This is a genomic window from Pandoraea apista (assembly GCF_001465595.2).
In the GTDB taxonomy this organism is placed as follows: Bacteria; Pseudomonadota; Gammaproteobacteria; order Burkholderiales; family Burkholderiaceae; genus Pandoraea; species Pandoraea apista.
Map to the genome: position 1 here is coordinate 3,345,806 of NZ_CP013481.2, position 15,102 is coordinate 3,360,907.

11 protein-coding genes and 1 tRNA gene are annotated in these 15,102 nt (G+C 63.8%); 8 read left to right on the plus strand and 4 right to left on the minus strand.

The window, feature by feature from the left end:
• The first annotated feature begins 278 nt into the window (after positions 1-278).
• The 5 genes from AT395_RS15245 to AT395_RS15265 all read left to right on the plus strand — a co-directional run bounded on the left by AT395_RS15245 (position 279) and on the right by AT395_RS15265 (position 5,436).
• Positions 279-581, plus strand: coding sequence for a tetratricopeptide repeat protein (locus AT395_RS15245; protein WP_048629676.1), 303 nt, complete (start codon positions 279-281; stop codon positions 579-581).
• A gap of 92 nt (positions 582-673) precedes the next feature.
• The gene (locus AT395_RS15250) at positions 674-1,306 is read left to right on the plus strand and encodes a LysE family translocator (RefSeq protein ID WP_042116426.1); all 633 of its coding nucleotides are present in this window, start codon (positions 674-676) and stop codon (positions 1,304-1,306) included.
• 243 nt (positions 1,307-1,549) lie between these two features.
• On the plus strand, positions 1,550-4,057 hold the full coding sequence (locus AT395_RS15255) for a penicillin-binding protein 1A (protein ID WP_376738429.1): 2,508 nt from the start codon (positions 1,550-1,552) through the stop codon (positions 4,055-4,057).
• A gap of 246 nt (positions 4,058-4,303) precedes the next feature.
• Positions 4,304-5,116, plus strand: a complete 813-nt coding sequence (locus AT395_RS15260) for an AzlC family ABC transporter permease (protein ID WP_231606162.1) — start codon at positions 4,304-4,306, stop codon at positions 5,114-5,116.
• On the plus strand, positions 5,113-5,436 hold the full coding sequence (locus AT395_RS15265; protein ID WP_042116427.1) for an AzlD domain-containing protein: 324 nt from the start codon (positions 5,113-5,115) through the stop codon (positions 5,434-5,436). Before AT395_RS15260 ends, AT395_RS15265 begins: the two co-directional genes overlap by 4 nt.
• 86 nt (positions 5,437-5,522) lie before the next feature.
• Here the strand turns inward: AT395_RS15265 and gshA are convergent, their stop codons facing one another.
• The gene (gshA, locus tag AT395_RS15270; RefSeq protein WP_048629686.1) at positions 5,523-7,085 is read right to left on the minus strand and encodes a glutamate--cysteine ligase; all 1,563 of its coding nucleotides are present in this window, start codon (positions 7,083-7,085) and stop codon (positions 5,523-5,525) included.
• A gap of 572 nt (positions 7,086-7,657) precedes the next feature.
• On the opposite strand from gshA, the gene AT395_RS15275 reads away from it, so the two are divergent.
• The gene (locus AT395_RS15275) at positions 7,658-8,431 is read left to right on the plus strand and encodes a sulfite exporter TauE/SafE family protein (RefSeq protein WP_082117938.1); all 774 of its coding nucleotides are present in this window, start codon (positions 7,658-7,660) and stop codon (positions 8,429-8,431) included.
• Positions 8,432-8,546: 115 nt separating this feature from the next.
• Here the strand turns inward: AT395_RS15275 and AT395_RS15280 are convergent, their stop codons facing one another.
• The gene (locus AT395_RS15280; protein ID WP_048629677.1) at positions 8,547-10,235 is read right to left on the minus strand and encodes an AMP-binding protein; all 1,689 of its coding nucleotides are present in this window, start codon (positions 10,233-10,235) and stop codon (positions 8,547-8,549) included.
• Positions 10,236-10,471: 236 nt separating this feature from the next.
• Here AT395_RS15280 and AT395_RS15285 point away from each other — a divergent pair.
• Positions 10,472-10,548, plus strand: a tRNA-Pro gene (locus tag AT395_RS15285).
• Positions 10,549-10,664: 116 nt separating this feature from the next.
• Here AT395_RS15285 and AT395_RS15290 read toward each other — a convergent pair.
• A complete protein-coding gene (locus AT395_RS15290) occupies positions 10,665-10,967 on the minus strand; it encodes an SOS response-associated peptidase family protein (protein ID WP_072632846.1) in 303 nt (100 codons plus the stop codon).
• A gap of 293 nt (positions 10,968-11,260) precedes the next feature.
• Here AT395_RS15290 and AT395_RS25615 point away from each other — a divergent pair, with 293 nt between their 5' ends.
• Positions 11,261-11,416 carry a hypothetical protein gene (locus AT395_RS25615; RefSeq protein ID WP_156219772.1) on the plus strand — a complete coding sequence of 52 codons (156 nt, stop codon included), beginning with the start codon at positions 11,261-11,263 and terminating at the stop codon, positions 11,414-11,416.
• A gap of 102 nt (positions 11,417-11,518) precedes the next feature.
• Here AT395_RS25615 and AT395_RS15295 read toward each other — a convergent pair whose 3' ends face one another.
• Positions 11,519-15,076 carry an autotransporter outer membrane beta-barrel domain-containing protein gene (locus AT395_RS15295; protein ID WP_083577661.1) on the minus strand — a complete coding sequence of 1,186 codons (3,558 nt, stop codon included), beginning with the start codon at positions 15,074-15,076 and terminating at the stop codon, positions 11,519-11,521.
• Positions 15,077-15,102: the final 26 nt, after the last annotated feature.

Genomic DNA, 15,102 nt, shown 5'->3' on the forward strand with positions numbered 1-15,102 from the left:
CCCGTTCCGGCCTCTTTCGGACCGGTGGTACTTGTCACATCGGCGTTTCGCGCCCCAGACTTGAGCATCCTGCGGGTTTACGTGCCCACGCGCCAAGCCATCGGTCAACGTCCGATTGATGCAAATCAAGGGGGCGACGCACAGCGATGCCTTACCCCGCCTGTCTCACGGGCCGAAACGGCAAACGTCGGCGAAAAATGGATCGACACCGTAGGCGACTGGGGAAGCGCGCCTGATCTTATGCCATTTTTTATATATACATACGATATATTCGAAACATGATCGAAGGACTTGAGAAACTGTTGGCTGCCGGCAAGGACAACGCGCTGCTGCGCTTTGGACTCGGCAAAGCCTATCTGGACGCCCAGAACTTCACGGTTGCAGCGCAGCATCTGACGCAATGCGTGGCGTTCGATCCCGCCTACACCGCGGCCTGGAAGCTGCTGGGCAAGGCGCGGCAGGGCGCCGGCGACATCGACGGCGCCCGCGACGCCTGGGCGCGCGGTATTGCCGCGGCACAGGCCCACGGCGACCGGCAGGCCGAGAAGGAGATGACCGTCTTTCTCAAACGGCTGGGCTGAATTCGCGGCGCACGGGCACCCGATTTCACCGAACCGGCGTGCACTTCACGAGCGTGGTATCGTGCAGCTTGCCTTTTTCAGACACAATCCAAATGCCCGCAATCTCCACTTGGCTAGCCTTCGCGCTGGTCGCTATCGGCATGGCCCTCACGCCGGGACCGAACATGATGTATCTGGTCTCGCGCTCGCTGTGCCAGGGTCCGGCCGCCGGTCTGGTCTCGCTGGGCGGGGTAGCGTTGGGCTTCGTGTTCTACATGCTAAGCGCGGCGTTCGGGATTACCGCCCTGCTCTTCGCCGTGCCGTTCGCATACGACATGTTGCGCTTCGGCGGCGCGATCTATCTGCTCTGGCTCGCCTGGCAGGCGCTCAAACCGGGCGGCCGGTCGCCATTCGAAGTGCGCCCGCTCGAGCGTGACGGCAATCGTCGTCTGTTCCTGATGGGCCTGCTCACATCGGTACTCAATCCGAAGATTGCGATGCTGTATCTCGCCCTGCTGCCACAGTTCGTGCATCCCGAGCGCGGCAGTGTGCTGATGCAGTCGTTGGCGCTGGGCGCCACGCAAATCGTCGCCAGCGTGGCCGTCAACGCCTGTGTGGCGCTATCCGCCGGCAGCATCGCCAGGTTTCTTGGACAACGCCCGGCCTGGCTGCGCATTCAACGCTGGCTGATGGGTGGCGTGCTGGGCGCGCTGGCCGTGCGCATGGCCACCGAAGCGCGTCGCTGAGCCCAGTGTCCGGCACTGACGGCGCGTGTCCCGTTTTTTGACTTCGTCACGCCGGGGCCAACGGGAAACGTTCCCGTGCCCTCGCGCTCCAACTTCTCGCGGTTTGCCATACAGGCGTCACCCCCCATTTTTTTGGGGGGTGGTGCGCCGGCCGTGGCATACTGCTCCGATTTCGCCGCGCGGCGGGGATCCACGCAGCGCTAGGCCGGCTGGCCTGTTCCCATCCTGCAATTTTCGTTGGGTATGTCCTTGAAGCATTGTTTGCCGCCTCGTGCGCCGTCTGATCCGGTGCACCGCACCGCCCCCGTCATTACACCTCGGGCGCCGTCTGCCCTTGGTACCCCGCAATCCGCTCCCGGCCGGCAACGCGGCTTCGGTACCGTCGCCGCCATTCTGGTCACGCTGGCAGGTCTGGCCGTCGTCGGCGCACTGATCGTCGGATACGCGCTGATCGTCATGCGCCCGAATCTGCCGCCGCTGGACGTCATCACCGACTACCGGCCAAAGGTGCCGCTGCGCATCTACACGTCGGATAACGTGCTGATCGGAGAATTCGGCGAAGAGCGTCGCAGTCTGGTCACCATCGACCAGATTCCGGATGTCATGAAGAAAGCGGTGCTCGCGATCGAGGACTACCGCTTCTACGACCACGGCGGTGTCGATTTCATCGGCATTCTGCGCGCGGGTGTGTCCGACGTTCTGCACGGCGGCGCGGCGCAAGGCGCCAGCACGATCACCATGCAGGTCGCGCGCAACTTCTTCCTCTCGCGAGAAAAGACAGCCACGCGCAAGATCTACGAAATGCTGCTCGCCTACAAGATCGAGTCGGCGCTGTCCAAGGACAAGATTCTCGAGCTGTACATGAACCAGATCTATCTGGGACAACGTGCGTACGGCTTCGCGAGTGCGGCACGCATTTACTTCGGCAAAGACCTGAAGGACATTACCCTCGGCGAAGCGGCGATGCTTGCCGGGCTGCCCAAGGCGCCATCGGCCTACAACCCGATCGTCAATCCGAAACGCGCGAAGATCCGGCAGGAATACATCCTCAAGCGCATGCTCGATCTCGGCTACATCTCGCGCAATCAATATGAAGACGCCCTCCACGAGCCGATTCGCACGCGCACGTCCGGCAACGAGTACAACGTGCACGCCGAGTACGTCGCAGAAATGGTGCGTCAGGCCGTGTATGACGAATACAAGGACGACACCTACACGCGCGGCCTGACCGTGATCACGACGCTCGACTCGAAGAAGCAGCAAGCCGCGTACGAAGCCGTGCGCATGGGCGTGCTCGACTACGAGCGCCGTCATGCTTACCGTGGCCCGGAAGGCTTCGTGGATCTGCCCGCCGCAATGCCCGATCGTCAGCAACTGATCGAAGACACACTGCTCGAGCATCCTGACAATGGCGACCTCATCGCCGCTGTCGTGGTGGCCGCCAGTTCGTCGCAGGTCACAGCAATTCCGCTCTCGGGAGACGCCGTGACCGTCAACGGCGACGGCATCGGCTTTGCGGCATCGGCGCTCTCGGCGAAGGCCAGCGAAAAGGTGCGCATCCGTCCGGGTTCGATCATTCGTGTGATGAAGGACCCGCGCGGCAAGTGGCGCATTGTTCAGTTGCCTGAAGTTCAGGGCTCGCTCGTCTCGCTGTCGCCCGACGACGGCGCCATTCGCGCGCTGGTCGGGGGCTTCGACTTCAACCAGAGCAAGTTCAATCGCGCAACGCAGGCGTGGCGTCAGCCGGGCTCGACCTTCAAGCCCGTGGTCTACTCGGCCGCGATCGAGAAAGGTGTGAGCCCCGCGACAATGGTGCTCGACGGCCCGCTCAATCTGCCGCCCGCCCAGACCGGCGGACAAGCGTGGGATCCGCACGACGACGACGCCTTCAGCGGCCCGATGACCGTGCGCGAAGGTCTGCAACGCTCGAAGAACCTCGTGGCAATCCGTCTGCTGCAATTTGCGGGCACACAGTACACCCAGGACTACGCCACCCGCTTCGGTTTCGATGCCGACAAAGTACCGCCGTACTTGCCGATGGCGCTGGGTGCCGGGCAGACCACACCGCTGCAACTGGCTGGCGCTTACGCGGTGTTCGCCAACGGTGGGTATCGCGTGGCGCCGTATCTGATCAGCGAAATTCGCGACGCACGCGGCAATGTGTTGAACAAAGCCACGCCAGTGGTCGCAGGCGTGAACGCTGCCCGCGCCATCTCTGCGCCGAACGCGTTCATCATGAACAGCCTGTTGCAGACGGTGGCGCAACGCGGCACCGGCTCGGGCACGAACGTACTCAAGCGCACCGATCTGGCGGGCAAGACTGGCACGACCAACGACGCGCTCGACGGCTGGTTCGCGGGTTACCAGCACTCGCTGGTCGCCGTGGCGTGGCTCGGCTTTGACCAGCCGAAGACGCTGGGCAGCCGTGAATTCGGCGCACAACTGGCGTTGCCGGTATGGACGAAGTACATGGGCGTGGCGCTCAATGGCGTGCCGCAGCAGCAAATGGCGATGCCTGAGGGCGTCAGCGTCGTGAACGGCGAGCTTTACGAGACCGACAAGCTGCCGGGCAACGGGTTTGTCGCGAGCATTGGTATCGACGACAACAGCGGCGGCTTCTCGCTGCCGTTCTTAGGTAACAATTCGCCCTCGCCCGCCGCCCCGCCGCCGGCGGCCGGTCAGCCCCCGTCGCCGGGCGGTGTCGACGCCAGCGAGAAAGCACGCATTCTCGATATGTTCAAGCACCCCTGAGCGCCGGTTCGACGTCTGCAAGCGCAAGTTGACAGACGTTCGCCGAATCGCCCCGCCCCGGCGCCTCATACGCGCGGCCACCCGACCGGTGGCCGTTTTTTTGCATCGGCCCACTCACAAGCGCGCCCTATCCGTTAGCCGGCGAGTGGGCCAGCAAGCGCAAGAATGTACAAGCGCGCGGCCCGGTGCAAACGCTATCCTTCCAGCCATCATCTTCCACCACTCACTCTCAGGAAAACCTTCACCATGCCGGTTTCGTCCCGAGCGACCAGTTTTGTCGCAGGTGCCCGCGATACCTTGCCGATGATCGTCGGCGCGGCCCCGTTCGGCCTGATCTTCGGCGCGCTGGTCGCCACCACACCGCTGGCCACGTGGCATGGCCAGCTCATGTCGCTCACGGTTTTCGCCGGGTCCAGTCAGTTCATTGCAGCGGGGCTCTTTGCAACCGGCGTGGGTTACATCGTACTGTGGGCCACGACGTTGATCGTCAACCTGCGTCACATGTTGTATGCCGCGAACCTTCTGCCTCACGTGCGGCACCTGAATCTTCGCTGGCGCACAGTGCTGGGGTTCCTGTTGACGGACGAGACCTTTGCGGTAACCAGCAGCCATTTCCACCGGCAGCCGAACGATCCCATGGGTCATTGGTATTTCCTTGGCTCGGGTCTGTCGATGTACCTCAACTGGCAGGTGTGGACGCTTGCCGGTCTGTTATTCGGCGCCGCCTTCCCGCGCTTGCAGACGCTCGGTCTCGACTTCGCGATGGTCGCCACGTTCATCGCGATCATCGTGCCGCAGATGGCACGCATGCCCTGGGCCATTGCAACGGTCGTCGCGGGGGCAAGCGCGTATCTGTGTCAGGGCTTGCCGTACAAGCTCGGCTTGCTCGTGGCCGTCTCGCTCGGCATTGCCGCCGGCATGCTGGCGTTGCACGCGAAGCGTCGCAATGGCGGGCAGGCGTCGCGCGCCGGCACGCGCGACGACGGCCATGGCGCCAGCACACCGGACGACCGGACGGCTCTGCGCTCGCAGGAAACGTCTGCCGGAGGTGCACAATGAACTACGTGCTGGCGATTCTCGGTATGGCGACGGTGACGTTCGCCGTCAAAGCGGGCATTTTCGTGCTCGGCGACCGCGTGCGTTTTCCCGAATGGCTGCGCGAAGCGCTCTCGTTCGTCCCCGTCACCGTGCTCACGGCGATCATCGTGCCGATGACGCTGGCGCCGCACGGCAATGGGCTCGAACTCACGTGGCGCAACCCGCAACTCGTGGCGGCACTGGTGGCGATTGCGGTGTGTGCGGCGACGCGTCACCAGTTGCTGACCATTGGCGCGGGGCTCGCTGTGTTCTTTACATGGCAGTTGGGCGTGTTGGGATGACACCACGGGGTGCGCCTCGCTCGCATCGCCCCCATGAAAAAAGCGCCCCGAGAGGCGCTTTTTTCATGGCGAGGCAAAACCGTGCGTCAGACGGACACGGTACCTAGCGTGCCTGCACGGTAGGCCGCAACGAATGCATCGAAGTCTCCGACCTGCGTGCGCTCAAGTTCAGCCTGCGTCTCGAGCGACTTGCGGGCCAGCGTCTCGAAGTGCTCGATCACGCTGGCGTCGAGCGGTGTGTCGCGCAGCGTCTGTGCATGACGCTTGCTTTGCGCGAGCGCGAACGCCTGGAACGCACCGCCCTTTGTGCCGCGCAGCGGCTCAAGCGCGGCCATGACACGGGCAGACGGTGTGAGCGACACGTCTTGCACCTTCGCGCGTTGCAGCGACATCGTGTGCGCGTAGTGCGCCCCGCCTCGCTGTGCGTCGAACGCGGCGGCCGTGCGATCAATGAGATCGAGAAGTTCTTCGGCCCAGTCGAACAGCGTGATCGCTTCACCGCCACGATGCAGTACAAGACCCGGCTTGCGGCCTTCCTTGACGACGTGAGCGAAGTTGTCGCGGTTCTCCATGTTCTCGGCGTTCGAGCACGACGGACTGTCTTCGAACGCGCAGAACAGCAGAAAGGCGTCGATGAAGCGAGCCGTATCGACGTCGATACCCGCCGGCTGAAACGGGTCGATATCGATGCAGCGAACTTCGACGTACTGCACGCCGCGGCGCGCGAGCGCCTGTACCGGGCGTTCGCCACTGTAAGTCACGCGCTTGGGACGAATGGTGGCGTAGAACTCGTTCTCGATTTGCAGCAGATTGGTCGAGAGTTGAATCCACTCGCCGTCGCGCTTGGTACCAAGCGCTTCGTAAGCAGGATGCGGCTGGCTTACAGCTTGCGTGAGTGCATCGATATAGCTGGGCAGGCAGTCGTAGCACGGCGAGACTTCGGACTGCGCACTGTTCTGATAACCCAGATCGCTCATGCGCAGGCTGGTCGCATACGGCAGGCCGAGCGTGCCTTCGTCGAACGATTCGAGACCATGCTGGCGGCCGCGCAGGAACTCGGCGTGCAGCACCGGCGACGCACCGAACAGGTACATCAGCAGCCAGCTATAGCGGCGGAAATTGCGGATGAGCGCAACGTAGCGAGCCGATTGATAGTCGCGCGCGGAGTCCTTGGCGCCTTCGCTTTCCCGCAACAGTTCCCACACCCGCTCGGCCAGCGAGAAGTTGTAGTGAATACCGGCAATGCACTGCATTGGCTTGCCGTAACGCAGCGCGAGGCCCCGGCGATAGACATGCTTGAGCATGCCAATGTGCGACTTGCCGTAGTCGGCGATCGGAATCACCTCCTCCGGGGGCAATGCCGGCGGCATCGAGTCGCTCCACAGCAACTCGGTGCCGAGCTTGCGATAGGCGAACCGATGGATTTCGTCCAGCCGTGCGATCACGTCGGCGGCGTCGCGCTGCGGCGGCGTGATGAACTCGAGCAGCGCTTCGGAGTAATCCGTCGTGATCTCTTCGTTGGTCAGGGCTGAGCCGAGCGCACGCGGATGCGGTGTCAGGGCAAGTGCCCCGTTGTCTTCGACGCGCAGGGTTTCACGTTCAATGCCGGACAGGCCCTCACCGAGCAGGGCACGGTGTGCCGGCTGCATGATGAGTGCCAGACGCCGGTCAAGCAACGAGTGCGCATCGTGCTGCCCGGTGCGAGCGGTGTGTTCGTGTTGACGATTCTGGTTTTCCAACTTCCATCCCTCTGGACTGGCGCAATGCTATGGCATGGCTTTCGTCGCCGATCCCCGCCACGGCGCAAGGTCGTGGCCGATGCGGATTCGGCGGCGTACGGGGGTCTACGGAGTGCCGACGGCAAGCGGCATGCCCCCGGAGCCGGAACTCCGGAGGCCACGCTCGATGCGCGGCACGGCGCGAATTTGGCCTGAGCATAACTGAAAACGCCAAAGCGCGTCGGACGCCACTTCAATCCATTGCATCGCCCGATATGGCGGATGACTGTCATCAATTGAGCGAGGAACGGGCCCGAATGGCCGATGAATGGCGATCATCGACACACCGGCGCATCGAGCCCCCGCCGCCGCCTGACCGGTGCCGGCGCGAGGCGCTACCGGACGCGTCGCCGCATACCGCCAGCACAGCCTCAGCGTCTGCCTGAGTCCGCCTGCGTAAAAGCCGCATTGGCGGCCCGGCATCGCGCGTCGATACTGGCGCCATGATGAATACTCAACACCTGAACGATCTCATTCCCCTGCTATCGCTGGGGCTCGCGACCTTCCTGCTCGCCGGATTCGTCAAGGGCGTGATTGGGCTGGGCCTGCCGACGGTGGCCGTGGGACTGCTGGGTCTGGCCATGCCAACCGCAGAAGCCGCGGCGTTGCTTATCGTACCGTCGCTCGTCACCAATGTCTGGCAGCTCCTGGCGGGCCCGCGTTTTGCCGAACTCGCGAAGCGTTTGTGGCCGATGCTGATCGGTATCGGCATCGGGACATGGGCGGGTGGCGGATGGCTGGCCAACGGTGGCGATTTCGCCGGCATGGCGCTGGGTGTGGCGCTGCTCGCCTATGCGGCGCTGGGACTTGCGGCAGTGCGCCTGCATGTGCCGAAAAGCTGGCCCCGTGCCTGGGTGAGTGCACTGGGCGGTGCCATCGGTGTCGTTACCGGGCTGGTGACGGCGGCAACCGGTGTATTCGTCATTCCGGCGGTACCGTTTTTGCAAGCGCTCGATCTCGACAAGGACGATCTGGTGCAAGCGCTCGGTCTGTCGTTCACCGTCTCCACCATTGCGCTTGCCGCCGGTCTGGCGCGCGACGGTATTTTCCACGGCCATGCGATCGGTGTGTCACTGCTGGCGCTCGCGCCGGCGCTTGGCGGCATGTTCTTCGGGCAGTGGGTGCGAGGACGTGTCAGTGCGGTGGTGTTCCGTCGCTGCTTCTTTGTGGGGCTGGCAATGCTCGGCGCCGAGTTGGTAATTCAGCACATGCGGTGAATGCGCACGCGCGACGATGCCGGGACGGGCAGCCAGAGGGTCAGACGATGAGTCGGTGAGGCGGGCGCGCAATGGATGCCTCTCGCGCCTCTCGCGGGTCACCGCCGGATAGCTGTCACTTGAGATCAGCGAAATCGACGTCCCAGAACTCCATCTCACGACGGCCTTGCAGATCACGTCCCTCTTCCGTTCGACGTAGTTCGACGCGACGGATCTTGCCGGAGATCGTTTTCGGCAGATCGCAAAATTCGATGCGCCGGATACGTTTGTAGGGTGCGAGGTGATCACGGCAGAAGCGCAGGATATCGAGTGCGAGGGCGGCGTCGGCGTGGAAGCCTGCGCGCAGGGTGATGAATGCCTTCGGCACGGCGAGCCGCACCGGATCGGGGCTCGGCACCACGCCGGCTTCGGCCACGGCCGGGTGTTTGATCAGTTCGCTTTCCAGCTCGAACGGACTGATGCGATAGTCGGACGCCTTGAAGACATCGTCCGCGCGGCCGACATAGGTGAAGTAGCCGCGCTCGTCGCGCATGGCGACGTCCCCCGTGTGGTAGTAACCGTCGCGCATCGCCTCGGCGGTCTTCTCGCGGTCGTCTTCATAGCCCTGCATCAAACCGGTCGGCCGCGACGACAGAACCAGCGCGATCTCGCCTTCGTCTGCTTCATTGCCGTTGTGATCGAGCAGCACCACGCGATACCCCGGCATGGGACGCCCCATCGCGCCCGGCTTCACCGGTTGTCCCGGGGAGTTGCCGATCTGGCAGCACGTTTCGGTCTGGCCGTAGCCATCGCGGATTGTGATCTTCCAGGCGCGTTTGACCTGATCGATCACTTCCGGGTTGAGCGGCTCGCCTGCACCGATCAGTTCACGGAATTTTACGGGGTGGCTTGCCAGATCTTCCTGAATCATCATGCGCCAGACGGTAGGCGGCGCACACAGCGTGGTGACACCGCAGCGCGCAGCCGTCTCTAGTGCGGCACGGGCGTCGAAGCGCGAAAAGTTGTAGATGAAGATGGTCGCACCCGCGTTCCACGGCGCGAAGAAGCAGCTCCAGGCGTGCTTCGCCCATCCCGGCGAACTGATGTTCCAGTGAATGTCGCCCGGTTGGAGGCCGAGCCAGTACATGGTGGCGAGATGGCCGACGGGATAGCTTTGATGTGAGTGCAGCACGAGCTTTGGGCGCGACGTGGTGCCGGAGGTGAAGTACAGCAGCAGCGGATCGGTCGCGAGCGTGGTGCCGTCAGGCGTGAATTGATCCGAGGCGCGATAGGCCGAAGCGAGCGACGTCCAGCCGCCGGGCGGGTTGTCGCCGACGGCGATGCGGCCGTAGTCGCCGGCCAGGTTGGCGAACTTGAGAGCATCGCGCGCGGTAGTAACCACATGGCGTACTCGCCCGCGTTCGAGCCGGTCGACGAGGTCGTTTGCAGCGAGCAGGGTCGTTGCCGGAATCATGACGGCGCCGAGCTTCATGCAGGCGAGCATGAGATCCCAGAGTTCAACCTGATTGGGCAGCATGAGCAACACGCGGTCACCGCGCGACACGCCTTGTTCGCGCAGGAAATTGGCGACGCGATTCGAGCGGGCGGACATGTCGGCAAAGGACAGACGTATCTCGCGCCCGTCTTCCTCGACTACCCAGAGGGCGGGGTGATCGTTGCCTTGCGCCTGGGGGTCGAAAAAATCCAGCGCCCAGTTGAAGTGAGAGAGAACTGGCCAGCGAAAATCACGATACGCCACGTCGTAATGGGCGCGCTGCGCGAGAAGAAGATCGCGAGCGGCCTCGAACCCCAGGATTTGCGGCATCGCTTGTCTCCGAGCCCCAACGGGCACCGATTTAGGCAGAATTCCATTATCGTGAGCGCCCTTGAATTCAACATCAGGAATAACCATCATGGGGTTTCGCGCGCCGCAGGCGCTGTACCGTCTGCGCATGATGCAAAAAAATATGCGTGCAACGCGCGCCGCCTCTTCCTTTTTCGCGCGAAGCTCTGCTATAATCGCCTGCTTTCGAGCGATGCATCTAAATGACGCATTTCTCACGGGGCGTAGCGCAGCCTGGTAGCGTACCTGCATGGGGTGCAGGTGGTCGGAGGTTCAAATCCTCTCGCCCCGACCAGAATTGAAAAACCCGCACAGTCTTTGGCTGTGCGGGTTTTTTCGTTGGCGTCAATCTGTTGATTCGTATAGCTTAATGTTAGGCGTTTGCCTAACATCGCTCGCGCGGACATGCACTCACTCTGCCGTCTTTGGCGCCGGTCCAGCCGCCATTGTTTGAGCATCGGGCAGCGTCACGAACGACCTCGCCTCGTCAATCGACCGAGCACCAAGCCAGTCGTCATAGTCGGCAGGCTTGATGATCACCACCAACCTCTTCTCACTCCCCGGCTTGTGGAAGCGCTTCATAAGCGGGTGGTGATCTGCGTTGAGCGTGAGCATCGTAAAAGAGAAACGCGGGCCGCCCGCGCCCTCCCACTCGCGCCATAGACCGGCAATCGCGAACGGCTCATCTGATGCCATGCCGATCGCCCAACGCACCGCCTTCCCCGTCTCGTAATCCGGCTCGAAGAAAATCTGTGTCGGGAAGTGATGGGCCGTCTATCTCGAGCGTCTTATCCATTGTCGCTGCGTCCACGCTGATCGTTTTGGGCACAATCGACTGCGAATCTTGCCATCCTCTGGCTCGGCCCGTTCGCAAACCTGCAGGGCTCCTTCATCACGATATCGGACGCACTGATTGGCACCTGCCTTGGCTACCTGTCCATAGGGATCCTGCACGTAGCCTACCGGCGATTGACTTGGCGAGAGGGCCTTGGTTCAGGAGATATAAATTGCTTGCCGCCGCCGGCGCATGGATCGGCTGGCGCCGGGGGGACAGTCTTTACTTCGACAGCGCCATGGGACACGTGTATCTGAGCGAACATGTGTCCGTGGGCGACGCGATCATCTGCGGCATTGACCGAAATGTCCCGCACCCTGTGTTGTGAGTACCCTAGCGCAAACGCCATCCTGCCAGGGCTTAGCATCGCTACCTGCGTTCGGTGCTGGCGAGACCCGTCCCCAACGCGCCGACACTACACCGATCTCGATCAGAACCGGTAGCTCACCTTCAGGCTGCCCGTCTGCGCGGATGCGCGAGCAGTGTTGATGAGTGCATCGTAGGCGAGGGAGACGTCCAGATGCTTAGCGAGCGTGACGCCGAAGCTCGCGCCAAGCGTCAGATAGCCGCGCGCCAAGCGCGTGCCCGGCGCCACGAAAATCGTGCCGTCCTGCGAGGCCACGGTGATTGCCCGGCCGGTATCGAGCAATTCGTGGGCATAGGCTGCGCGAAATTGCGCATGCATCGGACGCCACGCATCTCCGAACGCCCTGTCGAACGTTACGCCCACGAACGGCTGAAGGCTGCGCGTATTGTCCGCCCCAACGCGCAGATTCTGTCCGCCCGCCCCGCTTTCGTCGAAACCGTTGGCATGGAAGTAGGCGTAGCGCAAGCCGACACGCGGCGTGACCACCACCCCGGCGATCGACAACGGCGCGCTCGCCTGTGCCGCTGCCGTGAACTCCTGCCCTATATGATCACCTTGCGCCGTCCCAATGCCAGCGAACGGGCGCTTCTGCGACATGAAATCAAGGCCGTAACCTACAGATGCCGCAACGTCGACCGGACCGATCTCGCGGCTCGCGTAGGCGGCCAGCCGCAGAGTATCGATCATGCCCGAGTTCGCCGTGCCCATCTCCGAGAGATCGGCATGGGAATAGCCGCCTGCCAACCCGAAGGTGTTGCCCGCCATGCGCTTGTGCGCGCCTGCGAGGAAGCCGTAGCGGTTTTCCTGAAACCCCGGCTGGCCGTCGGCGCCGGACAAACGCCCGTGAAGCCCCGTCGCGTTCGCCCAGACCGTGGGGCCGTCAGAGGTCGCATCGCCGGTCGCCAGCCCCGTCCCGACGGATCGCCTCGTGGCCTGGTCGAGCAGCGCTGACGTCGCCGACTGGGCGTTCATCAGCGCCGCCGTCCCCAGGGCGGTGAAAACGCTCGTGTTCTTCGGCGCAATGACCACGCCCCCCAACGGATCGGAAGCGCCCGGGCCGCCGGATGCCGGATCGTTGAGCGCGAGCGTCACGTCGTTTGCGCCGTAGCTCAGCGCGGAGCGCAGATTGCCAAGATCGGCACCGGCCGACACCGCCTCGGTCACCGAGGAAAATCTCCCGATCACACCGTTCGCCGCGCTCAACAGGGTATATCGCGTCGCCCGATACGTGCCCGGGTCGTAAGTAATCGCGAGCACGCCGTTCAATGTCGCGCTGCCCGACACCTTGAGCAGCGACGCCGTCGTCGGACTTACCTCGATCGCCAGCGCTGCGTTCGACGCTTGTGTGTAATTTCCGGCGACGCTCAACGTACCGATGGACCCGCCCGGCGCCACGATGCCGCCATTGGTCACGTTGCCGAGAATCGTGCCGTGCCCGCGCAATGTGCCCTGCGAACCGACCGCGACGTTGCCGCCCTGCACTGCGCTCTCGTGCGCGGCGTCGCCGATCTCAAGCGTGCCTGCCCCGACGTTGGTCGTACCGGTGAAAGCGGAGCTTGTCCCATTGAGCACCAGCATGCCCGTACCCTGTTTGACGAAAACCCCGCTGCCGGCGAGGTCACCGGCATAGGTGGCGTCGGTCGCAGCATCGACCGTCAGCGTGCTCGCGCCAATGGCGAAGCGTGTCCCCGCCGCACCGGACAGACCGGAGAGGGTTAGCGCGCCCGCGGCGGAGACATCAAACGTAGCGCCGCTGCCGGCCAGCGTCACTGTCGTCGCCGATGACAACTGCCCGCCTGCGACAAGCGCGAGCGTGCCCGCATTGATTGTGGTTGCCCCGGTATAGGTATTCGCGCCCGCGAGCGTCTGCGTGCCGCCGTTCAACGTCAGGCCACCTGTGCCGGCGATCGTGCCTGAGAAGACGCCTGCTGCCTGCGTCAGCGTTAGCGTGCGCGCCCCGAGCGAGACCGTTCCCAGCCCTGTCAGGCCCGTCAGCGAGGCGCCATTCGTTGTCGCGGAAATATCGAGCGTGCCGTTATTCGTCACACCGCTCGACAACGCAACACTTCCGGTGCCAGCCAGGGCCAGCACGGCGCCGTTATCGACGGTCGTCGCGCCGGAATAGGTATTCACGCCGGTCAGCGTCTGCGTGCCGCCGACCAGATGTACACCACCGGTGCCGTCGATGACGCCATCGAATGTCCCGGCCGCGTTGGTGAGCGACAGCGTCTGGCCGCCGAGCCGCACAGCGCCGCCGCCGGAAAGCGCTTTGATCGATGTGCCGGCCGTCACGCCCGAAATATCGAACACGCCGGCTACCGTCACCCCGGATGACGCTGCTATGCTTCCGTTGCCGGATAGCGCCAGCGTGCCGCTGCCGATCGTTGTAGCCCCGGTGTATGTATTGGCCGACGTCATCGTCAGGACATTCGAGTCGATGCCGCCGAGCGTCAGTGTGCCAGCGCCCGACACCGCGCCCGACATCGTCAAGCCTGATCTCGCGGTCGAGAAAATCACGTTCGAGGCGGCGTCGCTCAGAACTACGGCATTGTTCAGCGTCAGCCCGGAATTGAGGGCGGCGATGGTGGCACTTGCACCGGCGTCGAATAGCAGATCGCCGAGAATCACCGAGCCGGACAGCAGATTCAATGCGTTGTCCAGCCCCCCGAACTCGACGGCCGCGGCCCGCGTCATGCCACCATTGTTCATCCCGCCCATGATGAGGCCGGCATTGGTGATCGAGTCATTCCCGCGCGTACGTACGCCGACACCACCGGTCAAACCGGCGCCGCCCGAGATAGTTCCAATGTTGGCAAGCGAGTTGGTCGTTCCCGCGAGATTAACGCCAATACCGCCTCCGCCCCCCGTGCCGCCGGCGATGGTCGCGGCGCCGGCAGCCCCACCGACACCGCCGGTAATCGCGCCGATATTGGTAATGGTGGCGTGCCCGCCGAGCGCGAGCAACCCGTCGCCGCCCCCACCCCCGCCACCGCCGAAGGGCCCTGAACCGCCGACGCCGCCAGCCCCTCCCGTAATCGTCCCCGAATTGACGATCGACGCCATTCCCGCGACAGACATCATTCCGGCCCCGCCGCCACCTCCACCGCCGCCGTTGCCCACACCACCGAGGGCGCTGCCGCCCTGGCCACCTGCACCGCCGATGATCGCCGCCGCCACGTAGATGTCGAGGCCAGAATAATAGATCCCGGTGTTTCCGCCGTTGCCACCGGTGGCAAAGTTGGTGCCATTGGTGCCGACGCTGCCGTCGAGGCCGTTCATCGGTAAATTGATCGTTATGCCGTCGGAGACGACGACGTCCGCCGACGGCCCGCTCGACGCCGGAACACCATCGCCGGACGCGCCAGTGCCACCTGTCCCCTGGGTTCCCCAGGCTCCGGGAACCGGCACCGTCACACTGTTTGTATCCACCGTGCTCGAACCGCCGCCCTGCCCGTTGCCGACGCCGCCTGCGCCGCCTCGCCCCGAGGCACCATCGCCTCCCGGCGCGCCGCAGCCGCTTATGTCACCCGTGCCGCATGTCCCGGCAGCCCATAGCGCGGGCGCGGTCCCCGCGAGCGCCAATGCGACTGCCGTACTGCCAGCAGTTCGAACGATTCGCATACCGAACTGACATCTAGCCAACAACG